Genomic DNA, 21,578 nt, shown 5'->3' on the forward strand with positions numbered 1-21,578 from the left:
ATTCCTATAATTAAAAACCAATTCCAAGTAGGTTCAATAGCAGCAACTGCTTTTTGCGGTGTGAGTACAATTTCAGGCAATAATATAATATACTCTTGTGGCACAACATTCTGAAAGCTTTCAATCTTAATAAAAGGCAACAGAAATGATATTAAAGACGAAAATATAAGATATACTCTGTTCCAATTGAAAAAGGTTTCTTTTTTGAGAAATAGGTCATAACTCAATAAAAACAACAACTGAAAAGCAACTACTTGAATAAAATATACAATCATGATTCCTGACTATTTTTTTCAATTTCCTTACGTATTTCTTCCAATTCGGCAGTATTGATATCATTTTTCTGCATAAAAAACGACACCATACTTTTAAAAGATCCTTGAAAATAACCGTTAACCAATTTTGAAATTGACTGATTACTGTATTCCGTTTGTGCTAAAAGCGGATGATATATATGTCCTTTCCCAACTTTTTCATACCCAACAAACCCTTTGGACTCTAAAATTCGCACAATAGTAGAAACTGTATTGTAGGCAGGTTTTGTGCCCTTAAAGTTTTCAATAATCGTTTTTACGTTTGCTTTTTCTAGTTGCCACAGAATTTGCATGATTTCTTCTTCTGCTTTGGTCAATTGTTTCATATCCTATTTATATTATTTTCAAACTAAACTCTTAGTTCTATGAAACAAATATAACTAAAATTTTAGTTTGAACTAATTTTTTAGTTATTAAATTTGATTATTTTTTTATGAAGTTATTCTGAGTAGTATTCTAGTGTGCGTGTAATTTTTTCTTTCTTAATGCCGTTTTCAAGTAGAATTCGTGAGGTCCAATTGCCGTGTTTGTCATAGCTGTATTGGTAAGAACTTTCGCTTTTATAATCAAAATCTTGTATATGAAGTTGATCTCCATATTCTGAGTAGAAAGCTACACTTACTACTTTGTCATTTTTAAAATGTTGCGCTCTAAAACCTTTTTGCTGCTTTTCAACAATACTTAGAAGTTCTTGTGAAATAATTTGTGAGTCTTTTATCTGAATAGTAAAATTTACTGTTTTCGATAATTTGCCACTTTTCAAATCGTATTCATAGGTTCTGAGGTCGCCGTGACCTTTGTTTTCTGTCGATATGTGCTGAACAAGTCTGTTTTTAGCATCATATTCTAGTATATCGGTATTGACAATTCCTTTAGTATACGTTCCAAAATGCTTTTGAACTTTTTCTACAACTTGATTTGTGTCATTGTATTTATACGCAACAATTTTAGATAGTTTGTATTTAGAAAAATCTCTATCCGTAATAGCTTTGATATTATTTTCATCAAAATCATATTCGTAAGCGTATGTTTTTTCCGCTATCAATCTATCTTTTTTATCGTAGCTGTACAAGCGAACATAATCTGTATCAACCATACCTCCTTTACATGAAATTCTGTATTGCGTCAACGTATTACTGTTGAATGACTCGTATTTTGAAAGCAATGTATCGTTGACATAGGTATATTTCTCTTTGATAAAATAATCATCTTGATACGAAGATTTTAACCAAACTTCTTTTAATTTTCCTACATCCGTATATGTTCTTTTTTCTTCTTCTTTGTGTATCCGAAGGAGCTTTCGAGTCTCTTTGTCATATATTTTCGTTGGTTCGATAGTATATATTAAACTCCCTTTTTCATTATATGTGTTTTGAGTTGTGCTAGTAATTGCACCATCTTTATTTATAAAACCCCTATTTAGTAATTGACCATTTTGATGATATTCATTCACTTCACCAAGTGCTACAAAAACATCTTCTTCAAAATTTGATTTTTCATATTCAATATAAGTTGAATCTATTTCATTAAATACATACGTATAATTTTTAGTAGCAACTTTTTTAATGTCTCCACGTATTGGCTCTCCATATAAAAAGGAATGATAATAATAAGGTTGTGGAATAAGAGTTTCAGGATGCATGATCGTTTGCGCACGAGTTAAAGAAGATATACTCATGAAAAGAAATAAAAACAATGTAATTCTTGGTCGCATCAAATATTCTAACGTAGAATTTTAGAATTTATTCAAAAAAATAAGGAAGTTTTAAATGTAGAAGGAAAATATAGTGTATAAAATCTTGTGAGGTGACAATTTCTTACAATTGAATTGCGCTAAAAATAAAAAAGCATCCCAATTTTCAGTAAAGAAAAAAGGAAAGCTTTTCATTGGTTTAACTACTAAACCAAAGGTAAATCAAGGATTTACCTTAAACAACACAACTAAATCATTTTGCCAAAAAAAGCTTCTCCTTAAAGAGAAGCTTTCTTGCAATTTTAGCGGTCTGGACGGGATTCGAACCCGCGACCCCATGCGTGACAGGCATGTATTCTAACCAGCTGAACTACCAAACCGTTGCTTTATTGCGGTTGCAAATATACGCTACAATTCCATTTATACAAACATATTTGAATAAAAATTCAAACTTTTTTTTATCCGATTACGCAAACTTTTGTCTTTCAACTAAATACGTTAGTAAAATTTTTTCAAATTTTTCATTGACATCTGCTGCAACATACTTGATTTTATATTGAGCACATTTCATTTTTAATTGTAAAAAATAATCAGAAACTGCTTTTTGATAGTTTTCTTGAACTGTATCAGCATAAATATCGATATGTTCTCCAGATTCTACATCGATGAAACGTTTTGGTTTATTGTCAAAATCGAAATTTAATTCTTTTTCAGAATCGAATACATGAAATAAAATAACTTCATGCTTATTATATTTTAAATGCTGCAAGGCTTCAAATAACTTTTCATCTTCTACTCCATCCTGAAACATATCTGTAAAAAGAAAAATAAGGCTTCTACGGTGTATTTTCTCCGCGATTTGATGCAAATAGGTGTATGTATCCGTTTTTTTATTAATTCGCTTTGTAGTGACTGTTTTATCAAGTGCATTCAATAATAATTGATGATGGCGTTCACTTCCTTTTTCAGGTGCGTAAAAATCATAATTATCCGAATAGACACTTAATCCAATAGCATCGCGCTGTTTTTTAAGAATATTCATTAAAGAAGCAGTTGCCAAAACCGAAAAACCGATTTTATTCAAACTGTCAAGTGATGGAGTTTCTACTTCAGGATAATGCATAGAAGAAGAATTGTCGAGAATGATATGACAACGCAAATTGGTTTCTTCTTCGTATTTCTTAGTGTATAGTTTGTCTGTTTTTGCAAATAACTTCCAATCAATATGCTTAGTACTTTCTCCTTGATTGTAAATTTTGTGTTCTGCAAATTCAGCAGAAAAGCCATGAAACGGGCTTTTGTGCATTCCAGAAATAAATCCTTCAACAACTTGTTTTGCAAGCAATTCTAAATTTTTAAATCCGGAAGTTTTATTGAGTTCTTGTTGTAAATTCACAAGTATTTTTCTTTAGTTTATGATATAAATGTACAATTAAATATTATTATGGAAGACTGACGCAACATCATTATAACGTTTTTAACTTTTGCGAGATAGAAGCTTCTTAAAGTTGAATTTTATTAAAACAAAAAAGGTCTGGCGTATTGCCAAACCTTTCTCTTCTTATGTCGAAATATATTATTTTCTATGCAAGTAACTTGTCGATAACTTCTGTGTAAGTGTTTTTTGGAGCAACACCTACTTGACGACCTACTAATTCTCCGTTTTGGAAAACTAATACTGTTGGAATGTTACGAACTCCAAACTGAGCTGCATACTTTTGGTTTGCATCTACATCTAATTTTCCAACAACAGCTTTTCCTTCATATTCCTCACCAATTTGATTGATTACAGGCCCTAACATTTTACAAGGTCCACACCAAGCTGCCCAAAAGTCAACCAATACTGGCTTGTCGCTGTTCATTACTATTTCTTCAAAATTTGCATCTGTGATTTCTAATGCCATAACTATATATTTTTTAAAATTCTACTTTATTTTTTGTGTATTATGCAATATTAGTCAAATATTTTTCTAAAACTTACATCACAAGTATTTGTTTTGATTATGTCTCGATTGATTTTTCTTATTATGAGATTGAATTACTGTGTTTTAACTCAATAAAAGATTTTTTTAAATGATTTTCATCGAGTTACCTCAACAGTATATGTAGAAATTAAATCCTCTTTAATATATAAGTGCACATCGTAATATCCTGTATATTCAAACTTATAGTCAATTGATAATGATTTTTCTTGGATAGAAATTTGCTCAGGGTGTATTTTTCGTTCTGAAAAACTACTTTCAATAACCAAATTTATATCTTCTTTCTGCACCTCTTTTTGAAGTTGAAGCTTGAAGTTAAAGTTCTTATTTCGCTGTACTTCATTTTCCAATTTTTGTGGATAGCTATGATCGCTAAAGTACGTATACGCTTTTCCATATATAATTGGCGCATCTAAAAATGCTTGAAAAGAAGGTGTTGAACCTTCCAACAAAAACCACTTTTCTTTTATAGGATGATGATTTATCGCAAAGATTTTTGGATCCGATAGAAAGAAACCACTATTAAAGTCAAATTGAAATTGATACGTTTCTGGGTTCGGAATACCGCTTGCCCAAGTAGGATCACATAAATACCATTTTCCATTTAGTTTTACTGCATTCCATGAATGATTTGGCGTATCTAATTTTTCAACATTCATTGTACTCGTTCTTGCATATCCATGAACCATTTCGCATTCAATATCGGCCAAATTTGCCAATTCTTTCACGAGGTACGCATATCCCGTACAAATTGTAGTTCTGTTTTTTAACAGTCTTCGGAAAACAATTTTTTGAAATTTTGTATTCCATTGATTCAGTTTTACGCTATCATTTTTATAACGTTGACGCTTGCGTTTGTTTCTCGTGTACAATTTATAATCGTTGGCAACACTACTACAAACCCATTTAAAAATAGCTCTAAAACGTTCTTCATCAGTATCTAATTCTGAAGTCAATTTATAAACTAAATCTGGTAAATTATGTAATGTTTCATCTTTGTATTTCAGTGCGATTTCGTCTGCTTTTTCAAAAGAAACATTTTGAAAATCAGAAATTTGAGCATTCGCTTGAAATACAAAGACGAATAAAAATATATGTGTTAAAAGTATTTTCACAGAGGTAATAAGGTCTGTTATTTATATTAGTTTTTACGTTTAGATTTGTAACGCTTGTTGGTATTCACAGCTCCCATAAATTCTATTACTTCATCTGACAAAATAGCCTTTATAAACTTTGTATCTGCCTTTATTCTTACTTCGATAGATTCGTATCCTAAATAGCTTATCAATAGTATATCACCCGTTTTTAAGGCTACAGGAAATGTAAACTCTCCTTTTTTGTTGGTTACAGTTCCTTCGTTTGCTCCTTTTAGTATTACGTTTGCTCCTTCTAAAGGTTCTTGCGGATTGCTTACAGTTCCTTTAATGACTCTTCCGTTCTGTGAAGTTGTTGTTCCAGATTGTCCGTACATCGGATTAAACGCGAATACAGCAACCATTAAAATGGTTACATACCATAATTTTTGTGTAAATGTTACTTGTCTTTTCATCTGTTTCTTTTTTAAATTAGTTCTTTTCAGATAGAAAATACGCACTATAAGTGTATGCTAAAATAACCGAGCACACGAGCGCATTTTACAATTCTATATAATGTATACTATCAAATGTATCGCGCAAAACGTACACTTCAAAGTTGGATTGAGTAAACCTTCTATTTGAATGAGTGAATACCTTATTTTTTTCAATTTCAGACTAGTATATCATAAATAGACTATAAAAATAGTGAATTTCTACTTCTAAAAACTGTTAAAATTACAATATGCAACCAAAAAGTTGCTTTTTAAAAAAGAATTCGTAAATTAGCAACCGATTAGTTGCGCAATAATTAATTCTTAATCTAAGAAAATTCAAAAAATAAAAAAAGACATACAAATGAAAGACATCATAACAAAAGAAAAAGTATTTAAGCATCCAATACAAGCAGTATGGAATGCTATTTCTAACGCTCAAGAACTTTCTACTTGGTTTATTAAAGCCGATTTTAAAGCAGAGAAAGGCTATCAGTATACATTTACATCTAATGATGAAGGATGTGTTCCTATAACGGGCGAAGTGAAAAATGCAGATCCGTACACACTCGTATACACTTGGACAGTAGAAGGTACAAATGTAGAAACTATCGTGAGTTGGGTATTAGAGACAATTCCCGAAGGCACAAAGTTATATTTAGAACATTCTGGAATATCGAAATATGAAGGCGAAACAGCAATTACAATGTTTGAAAGCTTTAATGGTGGCTGGGATAATTGTACAAATAAATTACTATCCTATTTAAAAGAAAACGTCCATGCAGGATAAAATCACACGTGTATTTAAAGCAATTGCAGATCCAACAAGGCGTGATATTTTTCATGCCTTAGTAATTGCGAGTTCGGCTTTGTCTATTTCACAAATTAGCAATCAATTTGAAATTACACGACAAGGTGTTACCAAACATATTAAAACATTGGAAGAAGCCGGATTGGTTCATATTGAAAGTAAAGGTCGCGAGCGTTTTTGTAATGCAAATGCCCTACCGCTAAAGGAAATTAATAAGTGGATGAAATTTTACGAGCAATTCTGGGATGATTCATTAGATAATTTAGGTGATTATTTAGACGGGAAGAATTCGTAAATAACATAAAACTAATGGAAATTTTCATAGAATCTCGACTGCGCTCGATTTGACATTTTTCACTGTTTTAGAGCAGAATCGTTTCGTCAAACTCTAAAAAATTAGCAAAATGAGTTTCAGCGCCCACAGCTTTTAATTTTTCTTGGTTGTGTGTGCCAATTCCAATGAATTCAATTCCTAAATTTTGAGCAGTTTTTACGTCCCAAATTCCATCGCCTAACGAAATAATTCGTTCAAAATTTGACGCGTTGAAATAGTTTTTTGCTTTCGCTATGGCGGAATTGACAATTTCTTCTCTTGTGAAATAATTATTAGAAGCTTCCAACAATGCTTGATCGTACACAATTCCAGCACGATCTAGTTTTAATTTTGCTGGCAACAACATAGAACCTGTTGCAAAGCAAACTGCATAGTTGGTTTCCTTGATAATTTTTTGCAAAAATGCATTTGCTCCTTCAATTTGCGTGACATTACAATCATGAATCAACTTCATAAATTCAGCTTCAAAACGTTGCATTAGTTGTTTTGAAAACCCACGATTCACGTCAGTTTCATAATTCTCTTTCGCAATAAAACTATCGGTTAAGTGTGTATAATTTTCCCAATTGGTATTTACAAACTCTACTCCAATCGCATGAAGTGCATTTACAAAACCTGTTTGATGTACATTTTCACTATCGAGCAAGGTTCCATCTATATCAAAAACGAGGAGATTTTCTTTTTTCATAGATTAGTTTTATTGGTTTTAATTCTAATAAAAATTATTACGAATTCACGAATTGTTTCGTTTCAAAGAAAGAGATCAATATTTACTTTGAAAAATTTCAATTCTCATTACTAACATCTAAATCATATCAGTTGATTTTATACCTTACTTCTTCTGCTGACAATGCATCCAACAATTCCTGAGTAATATTTACTTTTTTCTTTTTACTTGCTGTTTGCAATTTGATCTTTTCTGTTACTTCATATAAGGTAAAATGCAATGATTTATCACCTTTATGTGTTTCTAAGATTTCATTTATAAAATCAAGTTTTTCCTCCTGTAATTTATTTACATCAAGTTGAATGGTTAGCTTTCTCGCTGCAGTTTCCATAACATCTTGCAACAATTGCATGGAATTGAATTGCAATCTTGGATCTCCTTTTTTTCCTGTATCACGATTAACCCAACCTTCTTTTATGTATGCCTTTATATACACGAATGAGTTTGGTACAAAGAAATGTCTGAACTTTAAATATTCTTCTCCAAAAATTCTAAACTCATGCGAATTGGTATAATCTTCCACCGTGAATAACGCCCAACCTTTTCCGTTTTTAGAAACTCTGTGTTGCACTTCCGTCACAACGCCACCAAATGATATTTCACGACTTACATAGTTTTCCATTTGAGAAAAATAAGTCAAATTACCATTACAGAAATAGTCCATTTCCGCTTTAAAATCATCTAGCGGATGTCCAGAAATATAAATTCCTACGACTTCTTTTTCGCGCGCTAGTTTTTCCATTGTTCCCCATTCTTCTGCTGGTGGAACTTTTGGTTCTTCTATTTGTACTTCACTGGCTTCACCAAATAAACTTACTTGCGCAGAGTTTTTATTTTCTTGAAATTTTGATCCGTATTTTACTGCTTTCTCTAAAAATGTAACGTTGTCATTTTCTGTGTGGAAATATTGTGCTCTGTGTGTATCTCCAAACGAATCAAATCCGCCAGCTAAGGCTAAATTTTCAAACGCTTTTTTGTTTGCTGCGCGAAGATCTATTCGTTTCGCTAGATCAAATACAGATTTATATTTACCTTCCGAACGTTCTTTTACAATCGTTTTTACCGCGCCATGTCCAACTCCTTTAATTGCGCCCATTCCAAAACGTACAGCACCTTGATCGTTTACCGTAAACTTATAAAACGATTCATTTACATCTGGACCTAAAACATCCAATTTCATACGTTTACATTCTTCCATAAAGAAGGTAATCGTTTTAATATCATTCATGTTATTGGAAAGTACGGCCGCCATGTATTCCGCAGGATAATGCGCTTTTAAATAGGCAGTTTGATAGGCGATCCAAGCATAACACGTAGAGTGCGATTTGTTAAAGGCATAGGCTGCAAATGCTTCCCAGTCTTTCCAAATTTTCTCTAATCTATCTTCTGCATGTCCTTTTTCTGAAGCTTGCGAAATAAATTTCGGCTTCATTTTATCAAGTACGGCTTTTTGCTTTTTCCCCATCGCTTTACGCAAGACATCGGCTTCACCTTTGGTAAAGTCAGCCAATTTTTGGGACAGCAACATCACTTGCTCTTGATATACCGTAATTCCGTAGGTTTCTTCTAAATACTCTTGACACGCATCTAAATCGTACTCAATATCTTCTTCTCCGTGTTTTCTTCTAATGAAACTCGGAATGTATTCCATTGGTCCAGGACGATACAAAGCATTCATTGCAATTAAATCGGCAAACGTTGTCGGTTTAAGCGATTTCATGTGCTTCTGCATTCCTGGCGATTCATACTGGAACACTCCTACTGTTTCTCCTCGCTGGAATAATGCGTATGTTTCTTCATCGTCAAGCGGAATATTCTCAATGTCAATTTCAACATCGTGCTTATATTTTACTAGCTTAACGGTATCTTTTATTAAGGTAAGTGTTTTAAGTCCTAAGAAGTCCATTTTTAGCAGCCCTGCATCTTCCACAACTGAGTTATCAAATTGTGTGCAGTACATGTCTGAATCTTTTGCCAAGGCGACAGGAACGAATTTGGTAATATCGTCTGGCGTAATGATAACTCCACAGGCGTGAATTCCGGTATTACGTACCGAACCTTCTAATACACGCGCCATGTTTACCGTTTCCGCAGCTAGGTCATCTTCCTCGGAAATATTCACCAATTCATTGATGAGTAATACTTCTTCTGCTCTAAATTTTTGCTTAAGTTCTGCTTCCGATTTTCCGAAAATCTTTGCCAATTTCGTGTTCGGAATCAGTTTTGCAATTCTATCTGCATCACTTAGTGGCAAATCTAACACACGCGCCGTATCACGAATGGATGATTTTGCTGCCATGGTTCCGTAGGTGATAATTTGCGCTACTTGATTTTCTCCATATTTGTCAATTACGTATTGCATGACACGACCACGACCTTCATCATCAAAGTCAATATCAATATCGGGCATGGATACACGATCAGGATTTAAGAAACGCTCAAAAAGTAAATCGTACAGCATTGGATCAATATTCGTAATCCATAAACAGTATGCAACTACCGAACCTGCAGCCGATCCACGTCCTGGACCTACGGAAACGTCCATGTTTCGTGCCTCTCGAATAAAATCTTCTACAATTAAGAAATATCCAGGATATCCAGTATTTTCAATCGTAGCTAATTCAAAATCGAGTCGTTCTTCAATTTCTGGTGTAATTTCACCATATCTTTTTTTCGCACCTTCGTACGTTAAGTGTCGTAAATATTTGTTTTCCCCACGTTTTCCTCCATCGTATTTATCTTCTTCAAACTGGAATTCTTCTGGAATGTCGAACGCAGGTAATAATACATCACGTGCCAATACAAAAGGTTCCACTTTGTCTACAATTTCTTGTATGGAAAGAATTGCTTCTGGCAAATCTTTAAACAAGGTTTTCATTTCGTCTGGCGACTTGAAATAGTATTCCTGATTTGGCAATCCGTAACGATATCCACGACCACGACCAATTGGTGTTGCTTGTTTTTCACCATCTTTTACACATAATAAAATATCATGTGCGTTTGCATCTTCTTGTGCGATGTAATAGGTATTATTGGTAGCAACAAGTTTGATTTCATGCTTCTTAGCCAATTTAACCAACACATCATTCACACGATTTTCATCTTCTTGATCGTGACGCATGATTTCTACATACAAATCGTCTTGAAACGTATCTTTCCACCAAAGCAATGCATCTTCGGCTTGTGTTTCTCCAATATTCAGCACTTTGTTCGGAACTTCTCCATAGAGGTTTCCTGTAAAAACTATAATGTCTTCCTTATACTGCTCAATAACTTTTTTGTCAATTCGCGGTACGTAGTAGAATCCTTTTGTATATCCAATAGATGACATTTTTGCCAAATTGTGATACCCATTTTTGTTTTTAGCGATGAGTACAACTTGATAACCGTTGTCTTTTCTGGTTTTATCTAAATGATCTTCACAAACGAAGAATTCGCAACCAACAATTGGTTTTAGAATTTCCGCATCGGTAGTTTCTCCTTTTTCTTCAGCTTCAGCTATTTTAGCTTTTATACCTTTGTTGTAGTTACTGACTTCTTTTACAAAGTGAAATGCGCCCATCATATTCGCATGATCGGTGATGGAAACCGCTTTCATATTATATTTTCCTGCGGCTTTTACCAAATCGCTAATACTTGACGTAGATTGTAATACCGAGAATTGCGAATGATTGTGTAAGTGTGAAAACGGTGCTTCTTTTAAAGCTTCTAGGTTTTCTTCAATTTCTTGCTGAGAAATTCCTTCGCCTTGTTGTGTTTTTGCTAAACGTTTTCTAATTTTTTCAGAAGCAGCTTTCAGGTTGATGTGCTTCAAACCAATTACTTCAATTGGCTGCGGATTATTTTCCGAAAAACGTTCAAAATAATCTGGCAACACATCAAGTTGCTCAGTCGTGTATTCTTTTCTTCTGATGAGTTCTAAAAAACAACGCGTCGTTGCTTCCACATCGGCAGTTGCGTTGTGTGCTTCTCCAAAACCTACTCCAAAAAGATATTGATGTAATTCTGTTAGTGTTGGGAGTTTAAATTTCCCGAATCTTCCTCCTGGTAATTGACACAAACTCGCTGTTGCTTCTGTACAGGTATCTAAAACAGGCAATTCTTGCAAGTTATTAATAACTTCTTCTCGGTAGAATTCTGCTCCCATAATGTTGACATCAAAACCAACATTTTGTCCAACAATGAATTTCGTTTTTGAAAGCGCTACATTAAATTTTTCTAATACTTCCTGCAAAGATATTCCTTGTTCGGCAGCCAATTCAGTAGAAATTCCGTGAATTTTTTCGGCATCATACGGAATATTAAAACCATCTGGTTGTACTAAATAATCTTGATGTTCGATTAAGTTTCCTAATTCATCGTGCAATTGCCATGCGATTTGTATACATCTTGGCCAGTTATCTGTATCAGAAATTGGCGCATCCCATCGCTTTGGTAATCCCGTTGTTTCGGTATCAAATATTAAGTACATACGTTGCTTTTGTGTAGAGGAAATTCAAAGTATAAAATTACATAATATTTAGCTTTTGTGAGGTCTATTTTTATTAACAGTTATGAACAATGTTTCAGTGTTTTTTATCTATTTTGCAACTTAAAGTTTTTATCATGAAGTTTAAACTCTGTTTAGCATTAGCAATACTTTCTTTTATTAATTGCTCAAAGCCAACAATTCCTCTAGTTGTGGGCACTTATACCAATGGAGATAGCGAAGGAATTTACCAACTTACATTCAATACCGATACAGGTATATTGAGTAATAAAAAGTTAGTTGCCACTTCAAGCAATCCTTCTTTCATAACATATTCACCTAATAAAAAATATGTATATAGTGTTAATGAAGATAAAGATGGAACGATTTCCTCCTTTAAGGTTGAAAAAAATGGAAGCTTGTCTTTTTTGAATAAAGTTTCTGCAAATGGCGCACATCCATGTCATATTGCTATAGACAAATCTGGTGAAAAAGTTGTAGTTTCAAACTATACTAGCGGAACTGTTTCCATTCACTCCGTACTAAATGATGGTCACTTAAGCGAAGCATCTCAAGTTTTTAATCACACCAATAAAAATGAGCCTTCGCATGCGCATTCTGCACAGTTTTTTAAAGATCAATTGTATGTTGCCGATTTAGGAAGAAATGCCGTTTACAACTATCAATTAAATAACAAATCATATATTTTAAAAGACTCTTCTATCATACGTATGAATAAAAAGAATGGTCCGCGACATTTTTCAATCAGTAAAAATGGTGAGTTTTTATACATCATTAATGAACATGGAAATTCAATTACTTCTGTTCAAAAAACAAAAGATGGCTATCAAGAAATAGATAGCGACTCCACACTTTCTAATGATTATAAAAAAGAGAATAGCTGTGCAGACATTCATTTATCTAAAGATGAACGTTTTGTGTACGCATCAAATCGTGGAGAAAATTCAATTGCAGTGTTTAAAAGAGATTTGAATACTGGAACGCTTACTAAAATTCAAAATAGCAGTGTTCATGGGAATTGGCCTAGAAATTTTACACTAGATCCTACTGGAAAATTTTTACTAGCTGGCAACCAATACAGTAACAACATTACTGTTTTTCGTATAGATTCTTCCACTGGAAAACTTACGTTTTTACATTCTTACGAAATCACAGATCCAGTGTGCTTACTCTTTTAAATAACTACTATTTGTAACCATCTAATTTTCAGTTCAAACTATATGATGAAAATTAAAAAATAATAGTATCTTTGCAAACTCATTAATAATAGAGGTCGTGAACCTCACAAATTAATTTTTTATGTCTGTTAAAATTAGATTACAGAGACACGGTAAAAAAGGAAAACCTTTTTACTGGATCGTTGCCGCTGATGCGCGTGCAAAAAGAGATGGTAAATACTTAGAGAAATTAGGTATTTACAATCCAAACACAAATCCTGCTACTATTGAGTTAAATCTTGATGGTGCTGTACAGTGGTTACAGAATGGTGCACAACCAACTGACACCGCTAGAGCAATTCTTTCTTATAAAGGTGCAATGTACAAGAATCACTTACTTGGTGGAGTTCGTAAAGGAGCTTTAACTGAAGAGCAAGCTGATGAAAAGTTCAATGCATGGATTTCAGAGAAAGAAGGTTCAGTACAAGGTAAAGTTGAAGGTTTAGCGAAAGCTGAGGCTGATGCAAAAGCAAAAGCTTTTGAAGCTGAAAAAGCCGTAAATGAAGCTCGTATTGCTGCTAATGCTCCTGTTGTAGAAGATGCAGTTGAAGATGCTGGAGAAGCTCCTGCAGGTGAAGAAGAATAAATTATAGATTACATATAATTTTTAGCCTAGTAAATACTAAATTTGCTAGGCTTTTTTTATGATATTGATATGCGAATTGAAGATTGTTTTTATTTAGGGAAAATTGTTAAGAAGTATAGCTTTAAGGGCGAATTACTTGCGAAACTAGACACAGATCAACCAGATTTATACGATGATTTGGATGCTGTTTTTATAAAACTTGGACGTGATTTTCTACCATTTTTTATTGAAAAATCCTCTTTGCACAAGTCAGACTTGTTGCGCTTGAAGTTTGAGGATATTGAAACCGAAGAAGATGCCGATCAATTATTGAAGTGCGAATTGTATTTACCTTTAGAGTTCTTACCAAAGTTAGAAGGCAATAAGTTTTATTACCATGAAATTATTGGTTTTACTATTGAAGATGCTTCTTTTGGAACTGTCGGAACAATTACTGGTGTAAATGATACCACATCACAACCTTTGTTTGAAGTTGAACGTGGATCGATTGAGATTTTGATTCCGATGAATGATGATATTATTACTAAAGTAGATCGTGAGAATAAAAAGATTCACATTGAAGCACCTGAAGGCTTAATTGATTTGTATTTACAATAAAACTACTCCGCAATGATAAAAATGGCCGAAGTTGATTTGAAAACGAAGTACGGAACTTTTCATGAAGTACTTTTTTATGATGGACAAAAAGAAGCAATTGCTTTTTATATGGGCGATATTTCTGAGAAAGAACATGTTTTATGCAGAGTACATTCTTCTTGTATTCATGCACATATTTTTAATAGTATCGAATGTGAATGCAGAGAAGAAATGGCAATTGCACAACAATTGATTCAGAAAGAAGGTTGCGGAATCATCATCTGGCTAGAACAAGAAGGAAAAGGAAACGGACATTATGCGTTATTGAAGAGTATTCCTTTTAAGCGTGAAGGTATGCCACAAGCAGCAGCGTATGAAGCAGCAGGTTTTCAGAAAGATGCGCGTGATTTTTTGGCAGCAGCCAAAATTTTAAAGGCTTTAGATGTGAATTCGATTACGATGTTGACAAATAATCAGAAGAAAGTTGATACACTTACCCAATATGGAATTGAAATTTCAGGAACTAAATCGCTTGAATTATAGTTATGAGCAAACCTTTTCGATTTAAAGAATTTACTATTGAACAAGATAAAACTGCTATGAAAGTTGGAACTGACGGCGTTTTATTAGGTGCTTGGACTTCCGTAGAAAGCAATCCATTTGCTATTTTAGATATTGGCGCTGGCACAGGTTTGATTGCTTTACAATTGGCGCAACGTTGTCATGCCGAAGTGATTGATGCTATTGAGATTGATGATGACGCGTACGAACAAGCAGTTGATAATTTTGAAAACTCTCCTTGGAGCGACCGACTGTTTTGTTACCATGCAGGTTTGGACGAGTTTGTTGCTGAGATTGAAGATAAATACGATTTAATAGTTTCGAATCCGCCGTTTTATACCGAAAATTACAAAACAGAGAATACACAACGTGATACCGCACGTTTTACAGATGCCTTACCTTTTGAAGAACTACTTGCTGGCGTTGCACATTTGTTAGAACCAACAGGAACTTTCCATACCATTATTCCGTATAAAGAATATGACCATTTTGTAAATCTGGCGAAAGCCAATAATTTATTTCCATATAAAACCTGTCATGTAAAAGGAAATTCGAAGGCAGATTTTAAACGTAGCTTGATTTCTTTTTCATTTAAAAAAACAGCTAATCGTATAGAAGAATTAGTAATTGAAACCTCAAGACACCAATATACAGAAGCTTACATTTCACTGACAAAAGCTTTTTATTTAAAATTATAACAATTTGTCTTTGTTTTGTGAGATTTCATTAATTACTTTTGCTAACTCTATTTGCGAACATTCCGTAAATTTGAGTATTAAAATGCTATTAAAACACAATCGATGAAACCAGATTTATTCCAAGCTCCTGATTACTACAATTTAGACGAGCTTTTATCAGAAGAACATAAATTAGTAAGAGATGCAGCCCGCGAATGGGTAAAAAGAGATGTTTCTCCAATTATAGAAGACTATGCACAACGTGCTGAATTTCCAACACAAATTGTAGATGGATTGGCAAATATTGGAGCTTTCGGACCTTATATCCCAGCAGAATATGGCGGTGCAGGATTGGATCAAATTAGTTACGGATTAATCATGCAAGAGATTGAACGTGGAGATTCTGGAGTTCGTTCTACAGCTTCTGTACAATCATCTTTAGTAATGTATCCTATTTGGAAGTATGGAAACGAAGAACAACGTCAGAAATACTTACCAAAACTAGCTTCTGGTGAATGGATCGGATCTTTTGGTCTTACAGAACCTGATCATGGAAGTAATCCTGGCGGCATGGTAACAAACTTTAAAGATATGGGCGACCACTATCTTTTAAATGGTGCAAAAATGTGGATTTCCAATTCTCCTTTTTGCCAAATAGCCGTTGTTTGGGCAAAGAATGAAGAAGGAAGAATTCATGGATTAATTGTAGAGCGTGGCATGGAAGGTTTTTCTACACCTGAAACACATAACAAATGGTCATTACGTGCTTCTGCAACTGGAGAATTAATTTTTGACAATGTAAAAATTCCAAAAGAAAATTTATTACCAAACAAATCTGGACTTGGGGCACCACTAGGATGCTTAGATTCTGCTCGTTTTGGTATTGCTTGGGGAGCAATTGGAGCTGCAATGGATTGTTACGATACAGCTTTACGCTATAGTAAAGAGCGTATTCAGTTTGGAAAACCTATTGGTCAATTTCAATTACAACAAAAGAAATTAGCCGAAATGATTACCGAAATTACAAAAGCTCAATTATTAGCTTGGCGTTTAGGAGTTATGCGCGAAAATGGCACAGCAACTTCTGCTCAAATTTCTATGGCAAAGCGTAATAATGTTGATATGGCTTTAAAAATTGCACGTGATGCACGTCAAATGTTAGGTGGTATGGGAATTAGTGGAGAATATTCAATCATGCGTCATATGATGAACTTAGAAAGTGTTGTTACGTATGAAGGAACACACGATATTCACTTGTTAATTACAGGACTTGATGTTACTGGATTGAACGCTTTCAAATAAAAAAAATATAAATAATTAAAGAAAAGGAGCGGTAATCGCTCCTTTTTTTATGCAAAAAAATGACATTACTTAACTGATATACATCATTTTTTTATTTAGAAAAAAACACGACATTAGTTGTACTAAATAATAATTATGTTAACATCAGAAGATTTTCAAAATTTTAAAAACAAGCAAGAGTTCTTGCAACTTTTTAAAACCAAAGAAGATGACAAAAAAGTTCAAGACATATTAGCTTCTATTCAGTATGAAAAAGAGCTTCTTCAACTTCAAGGCGAATTGGTAGATTTGCAACGATGGGTTGCTGATACTGGTAAGCGCGTATGTATAATTTTTGAAGGAAGAGATGCAGCTGGAAAAGGCGGTTCTATACGTCGTTTTGCAGAACATCTAAATCCTCGTTCAATGCGTATTGTTGCATTAACCAAACCTACCAATATTGAACGCGGCCAATGGTATTTTAGGCGTTATATTAAAGAACTTCCCAATCCTGGTGAAATAGTTTTCTTTGATCGAAGTTGGTACAATAGAGCTGTTGTAGAACCCGTGATGGGTTTCTGCACTGATACAGAATATCAAAAATTCATGGTTCAGGTTCCTGAGTTTGAACACATGCTCTACGAAGATGGTGTTATTCTTATTAAGTTTTGGTTTTCCATCACTAAAGAAGAACAGGAAAAACGTTTTACTTCAAGACTTAAAAACCCATTAAAGAGATGGAAGTTTAGCCCTGTAGATCAAGAAGGACAAAACCGTTGGGATGATTATACGTTTTATAAAAAACAAATGTTTAGTAAAACGCATACAACTTTTAGTCCGTGGATTATCATAAAAACAAACAATAAAAAAGAAGCTAGATTGGAAAGCATGCGCTATGTTCTTTCTCGATTTAATTACAAGGAAACAAATAACAACTCCAAACAACTTATCATTCCAGATCCAAATATTGTACAACGCTATCACAGAACCGCAAAACAAGCTGATTAACTTATGGGAACACCAATTACAGAAAGAGGGTTAAAAAAATTAAATTCTAAAAAGGGTTTAAAAATATTTTTAAAAGACGATAACGCTTCTATTGCAAAGGTTTTAAGAACTGTAATCTATGAAGAGCAATTAGTTAAGTTACAAGAAGAACTTATAAAACTTCAAAATTGGGTTGTTGAGAATAACAAAAAAGTGATTATTATTTTTGAAGGAAGAGATGCCGCAGGAAAAGGTGGTGCTATTCGAAGAATTACAGAACATCTGAATCCTCGTGAATTTAGAGTAGTTGCACTTCCGAAGCCAACTGAAGAAGAAACTGGTCAATGGTATTTTCAACGCTACATCAATCAATTACCAAAAGAAGGAAAAATTGTTTTCTTTGACAGAAGTTGGTACAACCGGGCAATTGTAGAACCTGTAAATGGTTTTTGCACACCGGAAGAGTACAAAGTATTTATGAATCAAGTAAATGATTTTGAACGAATGATTACTGAGTCTGGAATTATTTTAATTAAATTTTATTTTTCTATCTCTAAAGACGAACAAGCCAAACGTTTTGAGGATATAAAATCTAGTATTATTAAAAAGTGGAAGTTTAGTAATGTAGATAGAAGAGCATTGGAATTATGGGATGAGTATACTGCTTACAAGAAAAAGATGTTCAAAAAAACAGATACTAAGATTGCTCCTTGGATAGTTATAAAGGCCAACAGAAAGTCAAAAGCTAGAATAGAAGCTATAGAACACATATTAAAGCTTATTCCTTATCAAACTAAAAAATCTGAATAAAATATTAACAAGCTTTTTTTAATAAATCAAAACAAGGGCAACGTTTACAACGCTTGCTCTTTCCTTTTTTGTATTTTTTACAACACTTACTTTTAAAGTTCTCTGCAATTTTAACTTTCTTCTTCTTTGATTTTACAGGAACATCTTCTATTGCAATTAAAAAAGACATAAGAATCATTCATAAATTAGGCTACAAATATAGTTATTTTAATTTATTCTAAATAAAAAAGTTTAGTTTAAAGCCCAAAAAAAATGATAATCTATATAAATCTATGTAGTCTTTTTTGAGAATATTTTGGAAGAAAGAAAGTTTGGGAAATCCCTTTTTAGGTTTATGGAAGTTATTTTTAACTACTAAATGAGACCCCCTAATTTCTCAATTTAATATATAACTAACTTTTATATTTCTCTAAGTTTCCTCAGCAACACTAAAAAAAAAAGGGAGTAATCACAAGAATGATCTCCCTTTTATCTAATAGAATAATACTATTATAATGAGATTCCCCTAAACCTCAATATGTTTTCAGCTAAATTAAAACTATATCTCGTGGGGCGACTAAGATAAAACATTACTTCTGTTACGGTTTTACCGTAATTATAGTAAGTTTCCATATCTACAACAATATAACAAATTAATTTACAGTGATTTACACTTTATTCAAATTAATTAAAAAAACAAAAAAATCCCTAAAAACCGTAATTTTTAGAGATTTAATTTTACGCATTCCATAGAATATGTTAGATAATTATTAACATACACCTATCAATTCCGATAAAATAATGCACTCCTCAGGTATCTGAGTAACCTTTGTTCTCGTTTTAGGACCAGTCCAATTTGTATCTTCAGAATCTGTACCACCTTTTACAAACAAAGCTGCATCAAGTTTTGCAATACTGAGTTTTCTTAAATTTAATTTTCTTTGTTTTTTCATAATTCAATAAAAGTTTATGTAAAATTATGGGCAAACAGCTGCAATTACAGAAAACACTTCGCAATCTTCAGGAAACTTTGAAAGATCTCTAGTTCTCGTTTTTGGTCCAGTTACAGTTCCACCAGTGGTTCCTTCAGTATCGAAACCTCCTTTTACAGATACAGCTTCATGCAATTGTGCAATACTAAGTTTTCTTAGTTTTAATTTTTTATATTTTTTCATAGTAATAAAAAGTTTATGTTAACTCAAAACTAATTTATGAAGCAAGACATTCCAAAGAAAAGCAATCGTATTTATATAAATACGACTTATATATTTACCTCTTCTTCTTTTAATTTATTGAGGTTTTTTATATAAAATGATGGATAAATACCTGTGCGCTTTTTAAATGCCTTAGAAAACGACTCTGCCGTATTGAAACCAAGTTCTGCTGCAATAGATTTGATATCATACGTTCTAAACTTTGTATCATTCTTTAAACGCTGCAACGCATAGTTTAGTCGCAAATCTGTAATATATTGAACAAACTTTTTTTGCTTGTGCGATTGAAGTGTTTTTGATAAATATGTACTATTTGTATTGATTTTTTTTGCCACATAATTTAGTGTGCATTTTTTTTGCAAAAACAACTCTTTGTTTTCAAATTTCTCCAAGCCCTCTAAAATTTTTTTGATATTTTCATCAGTGATAATGTAGGTTTGAGAGTTCTTCTCTTTGCTATTATTTTTTATTTTTTCGGAAGCTGCTAATTCCTTTAAAACGGAATTAAATCGCTTTTTTAATGTTTGTTCTCGTTTTTTATAATACCAAAATCCCATCAATGACACTCCTACTAACAACAAACATATATATATCAATATTTTAGATGTAAACTGCGCTTCTTCTGACTGGTTTTCAAGTGATTCTATTTCACTTTTAAACTTTTCCAGATCATATTCCTCATATAAATATTGAGAAGTTTTACTAACCAAAGCTTCCTTTTCAGCAACTTTCTCTTCAAAAATTTTATAAAACTGAAGCACCTTTTTAATGTTGTTCTTCTTTCCATACGATTTAGCCAATAAAAAATATGTTTCTTTAACTGACGGGGTATTTGTGTGCTTTTTTGAAACAATTGAATCTACTTTTAATAAATAATGAATTGCATTATCAATATCGTTTTTTAAAAAATAATTTTTCCCTTGAAACTGATACAATAATGATAACTGATTATGAAAACCTAATTTTTTGATTTGACTTTCTGCTTCTTTATAACTTTTACTTGCCTCTTCATGATTTCCTCTTTTTTGATCAATTAAACCACGCATAGTCAAAAAAATAGAATGTCCTTCAAAATCTTTACTAAGTAAACTCTCTTTTAAACCAGTATCATTGTACACCTCTGCAGAATCTAAGTAGTGTACTTTTTCATTTTTGTAAGTACCCGCTAAGTTTAAATATATATTACTTAAACTGAGTAATGTATTGATATACTTTGTAGGTTGTTCATTTTTATCTAATACACCTTGCCTGTATAATTCCCAATTTTCTTTAGCAAGCTCTATCGCTTGTTTAGTTTGACCAATTTCTTTTTTTAAAAGCGCCATACTATGTCGTATATCAGCTATTTTTTTTATATCGTTAGACTTTTCAACAAGTTTATTCAGTTCTGCGAAAATAGCACCAGCTTCTCCGTACAAGTCTGTGTCATAATAGATATTACCTTTCAAACGTAAACTATTATAATAATGATCCTCATCCTTGGCTTCTAACGATTTTTCTATAGACTCATCCACAAAAATATGCGCACTATCTTTTTGACCTAATACACTATAAATCTCTGCCTTTAAAAAAGCAGCATTGTATATTTTTTTGACGTCACTTTGATTTTTAATTCTATCGTAATATGCCAGTGCATACGTTTTTGCTTGTATGGGATTTTTATATTGATTTGAAACAGCAAGTGAATACAACGAATCTGCAGTAAAACGTTGCAATGAATCTATTTCAGATTTCATTTGCTGCTGTGCTTGTATACAAAAGGTAAATAAGAAG

At 32.8% G+C, this 21,578-nt stretch carries 21 protein-coding genes, 1 tRNA gene and 1 pseudogene; 10 read left to right on the forward strand and 13 right to left on the reverse strand.

Annotated elements, in window-relative coordinates; all coding sequences use genetic code 11:
- The 8 genes and pseudogenes from ACRBBL_RS06075 to ACRBBL_RS06110 all read right to left on the reverse strand — a co-directional run.
- Window positions 1-275 (reverse strand): annotated as a pseudogene (locus ACRBBL_RS06075) (M56 family metallopeptidase); the annotation flags it as partial.
- Window positions 272-640: a BlaI/MecI/CopY family transcriptional regulator gene (locus ACRBBL_RS06080; RefSeq protein WP_431368132.1), complete on the reverse strand. Its 369-nt coding sequence runs from the start codon at window positions 638-640 to the stop codon at window positions 272-274. The pseudogene ACRBBL_RS06075 and the gene ACRBBL_RS06080, both read right to left, overlap by 4 nt.
- A 113-nt stretch (window positions 641-753) precedes the next feature.
- Complete coding sequence (locus ACRBBL_RS06085) at window positions 754-1,992, reverse strand: hypothetical protein (protein WP_431368133.1); 1,239 nt, start codon at window positions 1,990-1,992, stop codon at window positions 754-756.
- Between the two features lie 321 nt (window positions 1,993-2,313).
- A tRNA-Asp gene (locus ACRBBL_RS06090) sits at window positions 2,314-2,387 on the reverse strand.
- Between the two features lie 86 nt (window positions 2,388-2,473).
- Entirely contained in the window at window positions 2,474-3,403 is a 930-nt protein-coding gene (locus tag ACRBBL_RS06095) for a DUF58 domain-containing protein (RefSeq protein WP_431368134.1), read from the reverse strand.
- A gap of 187 nt (window positions 3,404-3,590) precedes the next feature.
- A complete protein-coding gene (trxA, locus tag ACRBBL_RS06100; RefSeq protein WP_431368135.1) occupies window positions 3,591-3,911 on the reverse strand; it encodes a thioredoxin in 321 nt (106 codons plus the stop codon).
- A 176-nt stretch (window positions 3,912-4,087) separates the two neighbouring features.
- Complete coding sequence (locus ACRBBL_RS06105; protein WP_431368136.1) at window positions 4,088-5,104, reverse strand: transglutaminase domain-containing protein; 1,017 nt, start codon at window positions 5,102-5,104, stop codon at window positions 4,088-4,090.
- A 26-nt stretch (window positions 5,105-5,130) separates the two neighbouring features.
- The gene (locus ACRBBL_RS06110) at window positions 5,131-5,538 is read right to left on the reverse strand and encodes a carboxypeptidase-like regulatory domain-containing protein (protein WP_431368137.1); all 408 of its coding nucleotides are present in this window, start codon (window positions 5,536-5,538) and stop codon (window positions 5,131-5,133) included.
- 382 nt (window positions 5,539-5,920) lie between these two features.
- Here ACRBBL_RS06110 and ACRBBL_RS06115 point away from each other — a divergent pair, with 382 nt between their 5' ends.
- Complete coding sequence (locus ACRBBL_RS06115; protein WP_431368138.1) at window positions 5,921-6,346, forward strand: SRPBCC family protein; 426 nt, start codon at window positions 5,921-5,923, stop codon at window positions 6,344-6,346.
- Complete coding sequence (locus ACRBBL_RS06120) at window positions 6,336-6,662, forward strand: ArsR/SmtB family transcription factor (protein ID WP_431368139.1); 327 nt, start codon at window positions 6,336-6,338, stop codon at window positions 6,660-6,662. The genes ACRBBL_RS06115 and ACRBBL_RS06120 overlap by 11 nt, the downstream gene beginning before the upstream one ends.
- Before the next feature lie 67 nt (window positions 6,663-6,729).
- On the opposite strand, the gene ACRBBL_RS06125 is transcribed toward ACRBBL_RS06120, so the two are convergent.
- Together ACRBBL_RS06125 and dnaE are read right to left on the reverse strand one after the other, a co-directional pair.
- Window positions 6,730-7,389, reverse strand: coding sequence for an HAD family hydrolase (locus ACRBBL_RS06125; protein WP_431368140.1), 660 nt, complete (start codon window positions 7,387-7,389; stop codon window positions 6,730-6,732).
- Between the two features lie 127 nt (window positions 7,390-7,516).
- Entirely contained in the window at window positions 7,517-11,899 is a 4,383-nt protein-coding gene (dnaE, locus tag ACRBBL_RS06130; RefSeq protein WP_431368141.1) for a DNA polymerase III subunit alpha, read from the reverse strand.
- 134 nt (window positions 11,900-12,033) lie between these two features.
- Here dnaE and ACRBBL_RS06135 point away from each other — a divergent pair, with 134 nt between their 5' ends.
- From ACRBBL_RS06135 to ppk2 (ACRBBL_RS06170), 8 genes are all read left to right on the forward strand, one after another.
- Window positions 12,034-13,095: a lactonase family protein gene (locus tag ACRBBL_RS06135; RefSeq protein ID WP_431368142.1), complete on the forward strand. Its 1,062-nt coding sequence runs from the start codon at window positions 12,034-12,036 to the stop codon at window positions 13,093-13,095.
- A gap of 121 nt (window positions 13,096-13,216) precedes the next feature.
- Window positions 13,217-13,720, forward strand: coding sequence for a 30S ribosomal protein S16 (locus ACRBBL_RS06140; RefSeq protein ID WP_431368143.1), 504 nt, complete (start codon window positions 13,217-13,219; stop codon window positions 13,718-13,720).
- Window positions 13,721-13,789: 69 nt separating this feature from the next.
- Entirely contained in the window at window positions 13,790-14,317 is a 528-nt protein-coding gene (gene rimM / locus ACRBBL_RS06145; RefSeq protein WP_431368258.1) for a ribosome maturation factor RimM, read from the forward strand.
- A 12-nt stretch (window positions 14,318-14,329) separates the two neighbouring features.
- Window positions 14,330-14,839 carry a GTP cyclohydrolase gene (locus ACRBBL_RS06150; RefSeq protein WP_431368144.1) on the forward strand — a complete coding sequence of 170 codons (510 nt, stop codon included), beginning with the start codon at window positions 14,330-14,332 and terminating at the stop codon, window positions 14,837-14,839.
- Between the two features lie 2 nt (window positions 14,840-14,841).
- Complete coding sequence (locus ACRBBL_RS06155) at window positions 14,842-15,555, forward strand: tRNA1(Val) (adenine(37)-N6)-methyltransferase (RefSeq protein ID WP_431368145.1); 714 nt, start codon at window positions 14,842-14,844, stop codon at window positions 15,553-15,555.
- Window positions 15,556-15,657: 102 nt separating this feature from the next.
- Window positions 15,658-16,836, forward strand: coding sequence for an acyl-CoA dehydrogenase family protein (locus ACRBBL_RS06160; RefSeq protein WP_431368146.1), 1,179 nt, complete (start codon window positions 15,658-15,660; stop codon window positions 16,834-16,836).
- 135 nt (window positions 16,837-16,971) lie between these two features.
- Window positions 16,972-17,823, forward strand: coding sequence for a polyphosphate kinase 2 (gene ppk2, locus ACRBBL_RS06165; RefSeq protein ID WP_431368147.1), 852 nt, complete (start codon window positions 16,972-16,974; stop codon window positions 17,821-17,823).
- A 3-nt stretch (window positions 17,824-17,826) separates the two neighbouring features.
- On the forward strand, window positions 17,827-18,612 hold the full coding sequence (gene ppk2 / locus ACRBBL_RS06170; RefSeq protein WP_431368148.1) for a polyphosphate kinase 2: 786 nt from the start codon (window positions 17,827-17,829) through the stop codon (window positions 18,610-18,612).
- Window positions 18,613-19,361: 749 nt separating this feature from the next.
- Here ppk2 (ACRBBL_RS06170) and ACRBBL_RS06175 read toward each other — a convergent pair.
- From ACRBBL_RS06175 to ACRBBL_RS06185, 3 genes are all read right to left on the reverse strand, one after another.
- Window positions 19,362-19,544 (reverse strand): hypothetical protein, encoded by a 183-nt coding sequence (locus ACRBBL_RS06175; RefSeq protein ID WP_431368149.1) that lies wholly within the window; start codon window positions 19,542-19,544, stop codon window positions 19,362-19,364.
- A 24-nt stretch (window positions 19,545-19,568) separates the two neighbouring features.
- Complete coding sequence (locus ACRBBL_RS06180) at window positions 19,569-19,766, reverse strand: hypothetical protein (RefSeq protein ID WP_431368150.1); 198 nt, start codon at window positions 19,764-19,766, stop codon at window positions 19,569-19,571.
- A gap of 86 nt (window positions 19,767-19,852) precedes the next feature.
- Window positions 19,853-21,541: a helix-turn-helix domain-containing protein gene (locus ACRBBL_RS06185; RefSeq protein WP_431368151.1), complete on the reverse strand. Its 1,689-nt coding sequence runs from the start codon at window positions 21,539-21,541 to the stop codon at window positions 19,853-19,855.
- Window positions 21,542-21,578: the final 37 nt, after the last annotated feature.

The sequence above is a fragment of the Kordia sp. genome (assembly GCF_050633145.1).
Lineage (GTDB): Bacteria > Bacteroidota > Bacteroidia > Flavobacteriales > Flavobacteriaceae > Kordia.

Bases quoted from the DNA above. Each gene is read 5' to 3' on its own strand.
- ACRBBL_RS06080 (WP_431368132.1), bottom strand. From the start codon at position 640: ATGAAACAATTGACCAAAGCAGAAGAAGAAATCATGCAAATTCTGTGG.
- ACRBBL_RS06085 (WP_431368133.1), bottom strand. From the start codon at position 1,992: ATGAGTATATCTTCTTTAACTCGTGCGCAAACGATCATGCATCCTGAA.
- trxA (WP_431368135.1), bottom strand. From the start codon at position 3,911: ATGGCATTAGAAATCACAGATGCAAATTTTGAAGAAATAGTAATGAAC.
- ACRBBL_RS06110 (WP_431368137.1), bottom strand. From the start codon at position 5,538: ATGAAAAGACAAGTAACATTTACACAAAAATTATGGTATGTAACCATT.
- ACRBBL_RS06115 (WP_431368138.1), top strand. From the start codon at position 5,921: ATGAAAGACATCATAACAAAAGAAAAAGTATTTAAGCATCCAATACAA.
- ACRBBL_RS06120 (WP_431368139.1), top strand. From the start codon at position 6,336: ATGCAGGATAAAATCACACGTGTATTTAAAGCAATTGCAGATCCAACA.
- ACRBBL_RS06125 (WP_431368140.1), bottom strand. From the start codon at position 7,389: ATGAAAAAAGAAAATCTCCTCGTTTTTGATATAGATGGAACCTTGCTC.
- dnaE (WP_431368141.1), bottom strand. From the start codon at position 11,899: ATGTACTTAATATTTGATACCGAAACAACGGGATTACCAAAGCGATGG.
- ACRBBL_RS06135 (WP_431368142.1), top strand. From the start codon at position 12,034: ATGAAGTTTAAACTCTGTTTAGCATTAGCAATACTTTCTTTTATTAAT.
- ACRBBL_RS06140 (WP_431368143.1), top strand. From the start codon at position 13,217: ATGTCTGTTAAAATTAGATTACAGAGACACGGTAAAAAAGGAAAACCT.
- rimM (WP_431368258.1), top strand. From the start codon at position 13,790: ATGCGAATTGAAGATTGTTTTTATTTAGGGAAAATTGTTAAGAAGTAT.
- ACRBBL_RS06150 (WP_431368144.1), top strand. From the start codon at position 14,330: ATGATAAAAATGGCCGAAGTTGATTTGAAAACGAAGTACGGAACTTTT.
- ACRBBL_RS06155 (WP_431368145.1), top strand. From the start codon at position 14,842: ATGAGCAAACCTTTTCGATTTAAAGAATTTACTATTGAACAAGATAAA.
- ACRBBL_RS06160 (WP_431368146.1), top strand. From the start codon at position 15,658: ATGAAACCAGATTTATTCCAAGCTCCTGATTACTACAATTTAGACGAG.
- ppk2 (WP_431368147.1), top strand. From the start codon at position 16,972: ATGTTAACATCAGAAGATTTTCAAAATTTTAAAAACAAGCAAGAGTTC.
- ppk2 (WP_431368148.1), top strand. From the start codon at position 17,827: ATGGGAACACCAATTACAGAAAGAGGGTTAAAAAAATTAAATTCTAAA.
- ACRBBL_RS06175 (WP_431368149.1), bottom strand. From the start codon at position 19,544: ATGAAAAAACAAAGAAAATTAAATTTAAGAAAACTCAGTATTGCAAAA.
- ACRBBL_RS06180 (WP_431368150.1), bottom strand. From the start codon at position 19,766: ATGAAAAAATATAAAAAATTAAAACTAAGAAAACTTAGTATTGCACAA.
- ACRBBL_RS06185 (WP_431368151.1), bottom strand. From the start codon at position 21,541: ATGAAATCTGAAATAGATTCATTGCAACGTTTTACTGCAGATTCGTTG.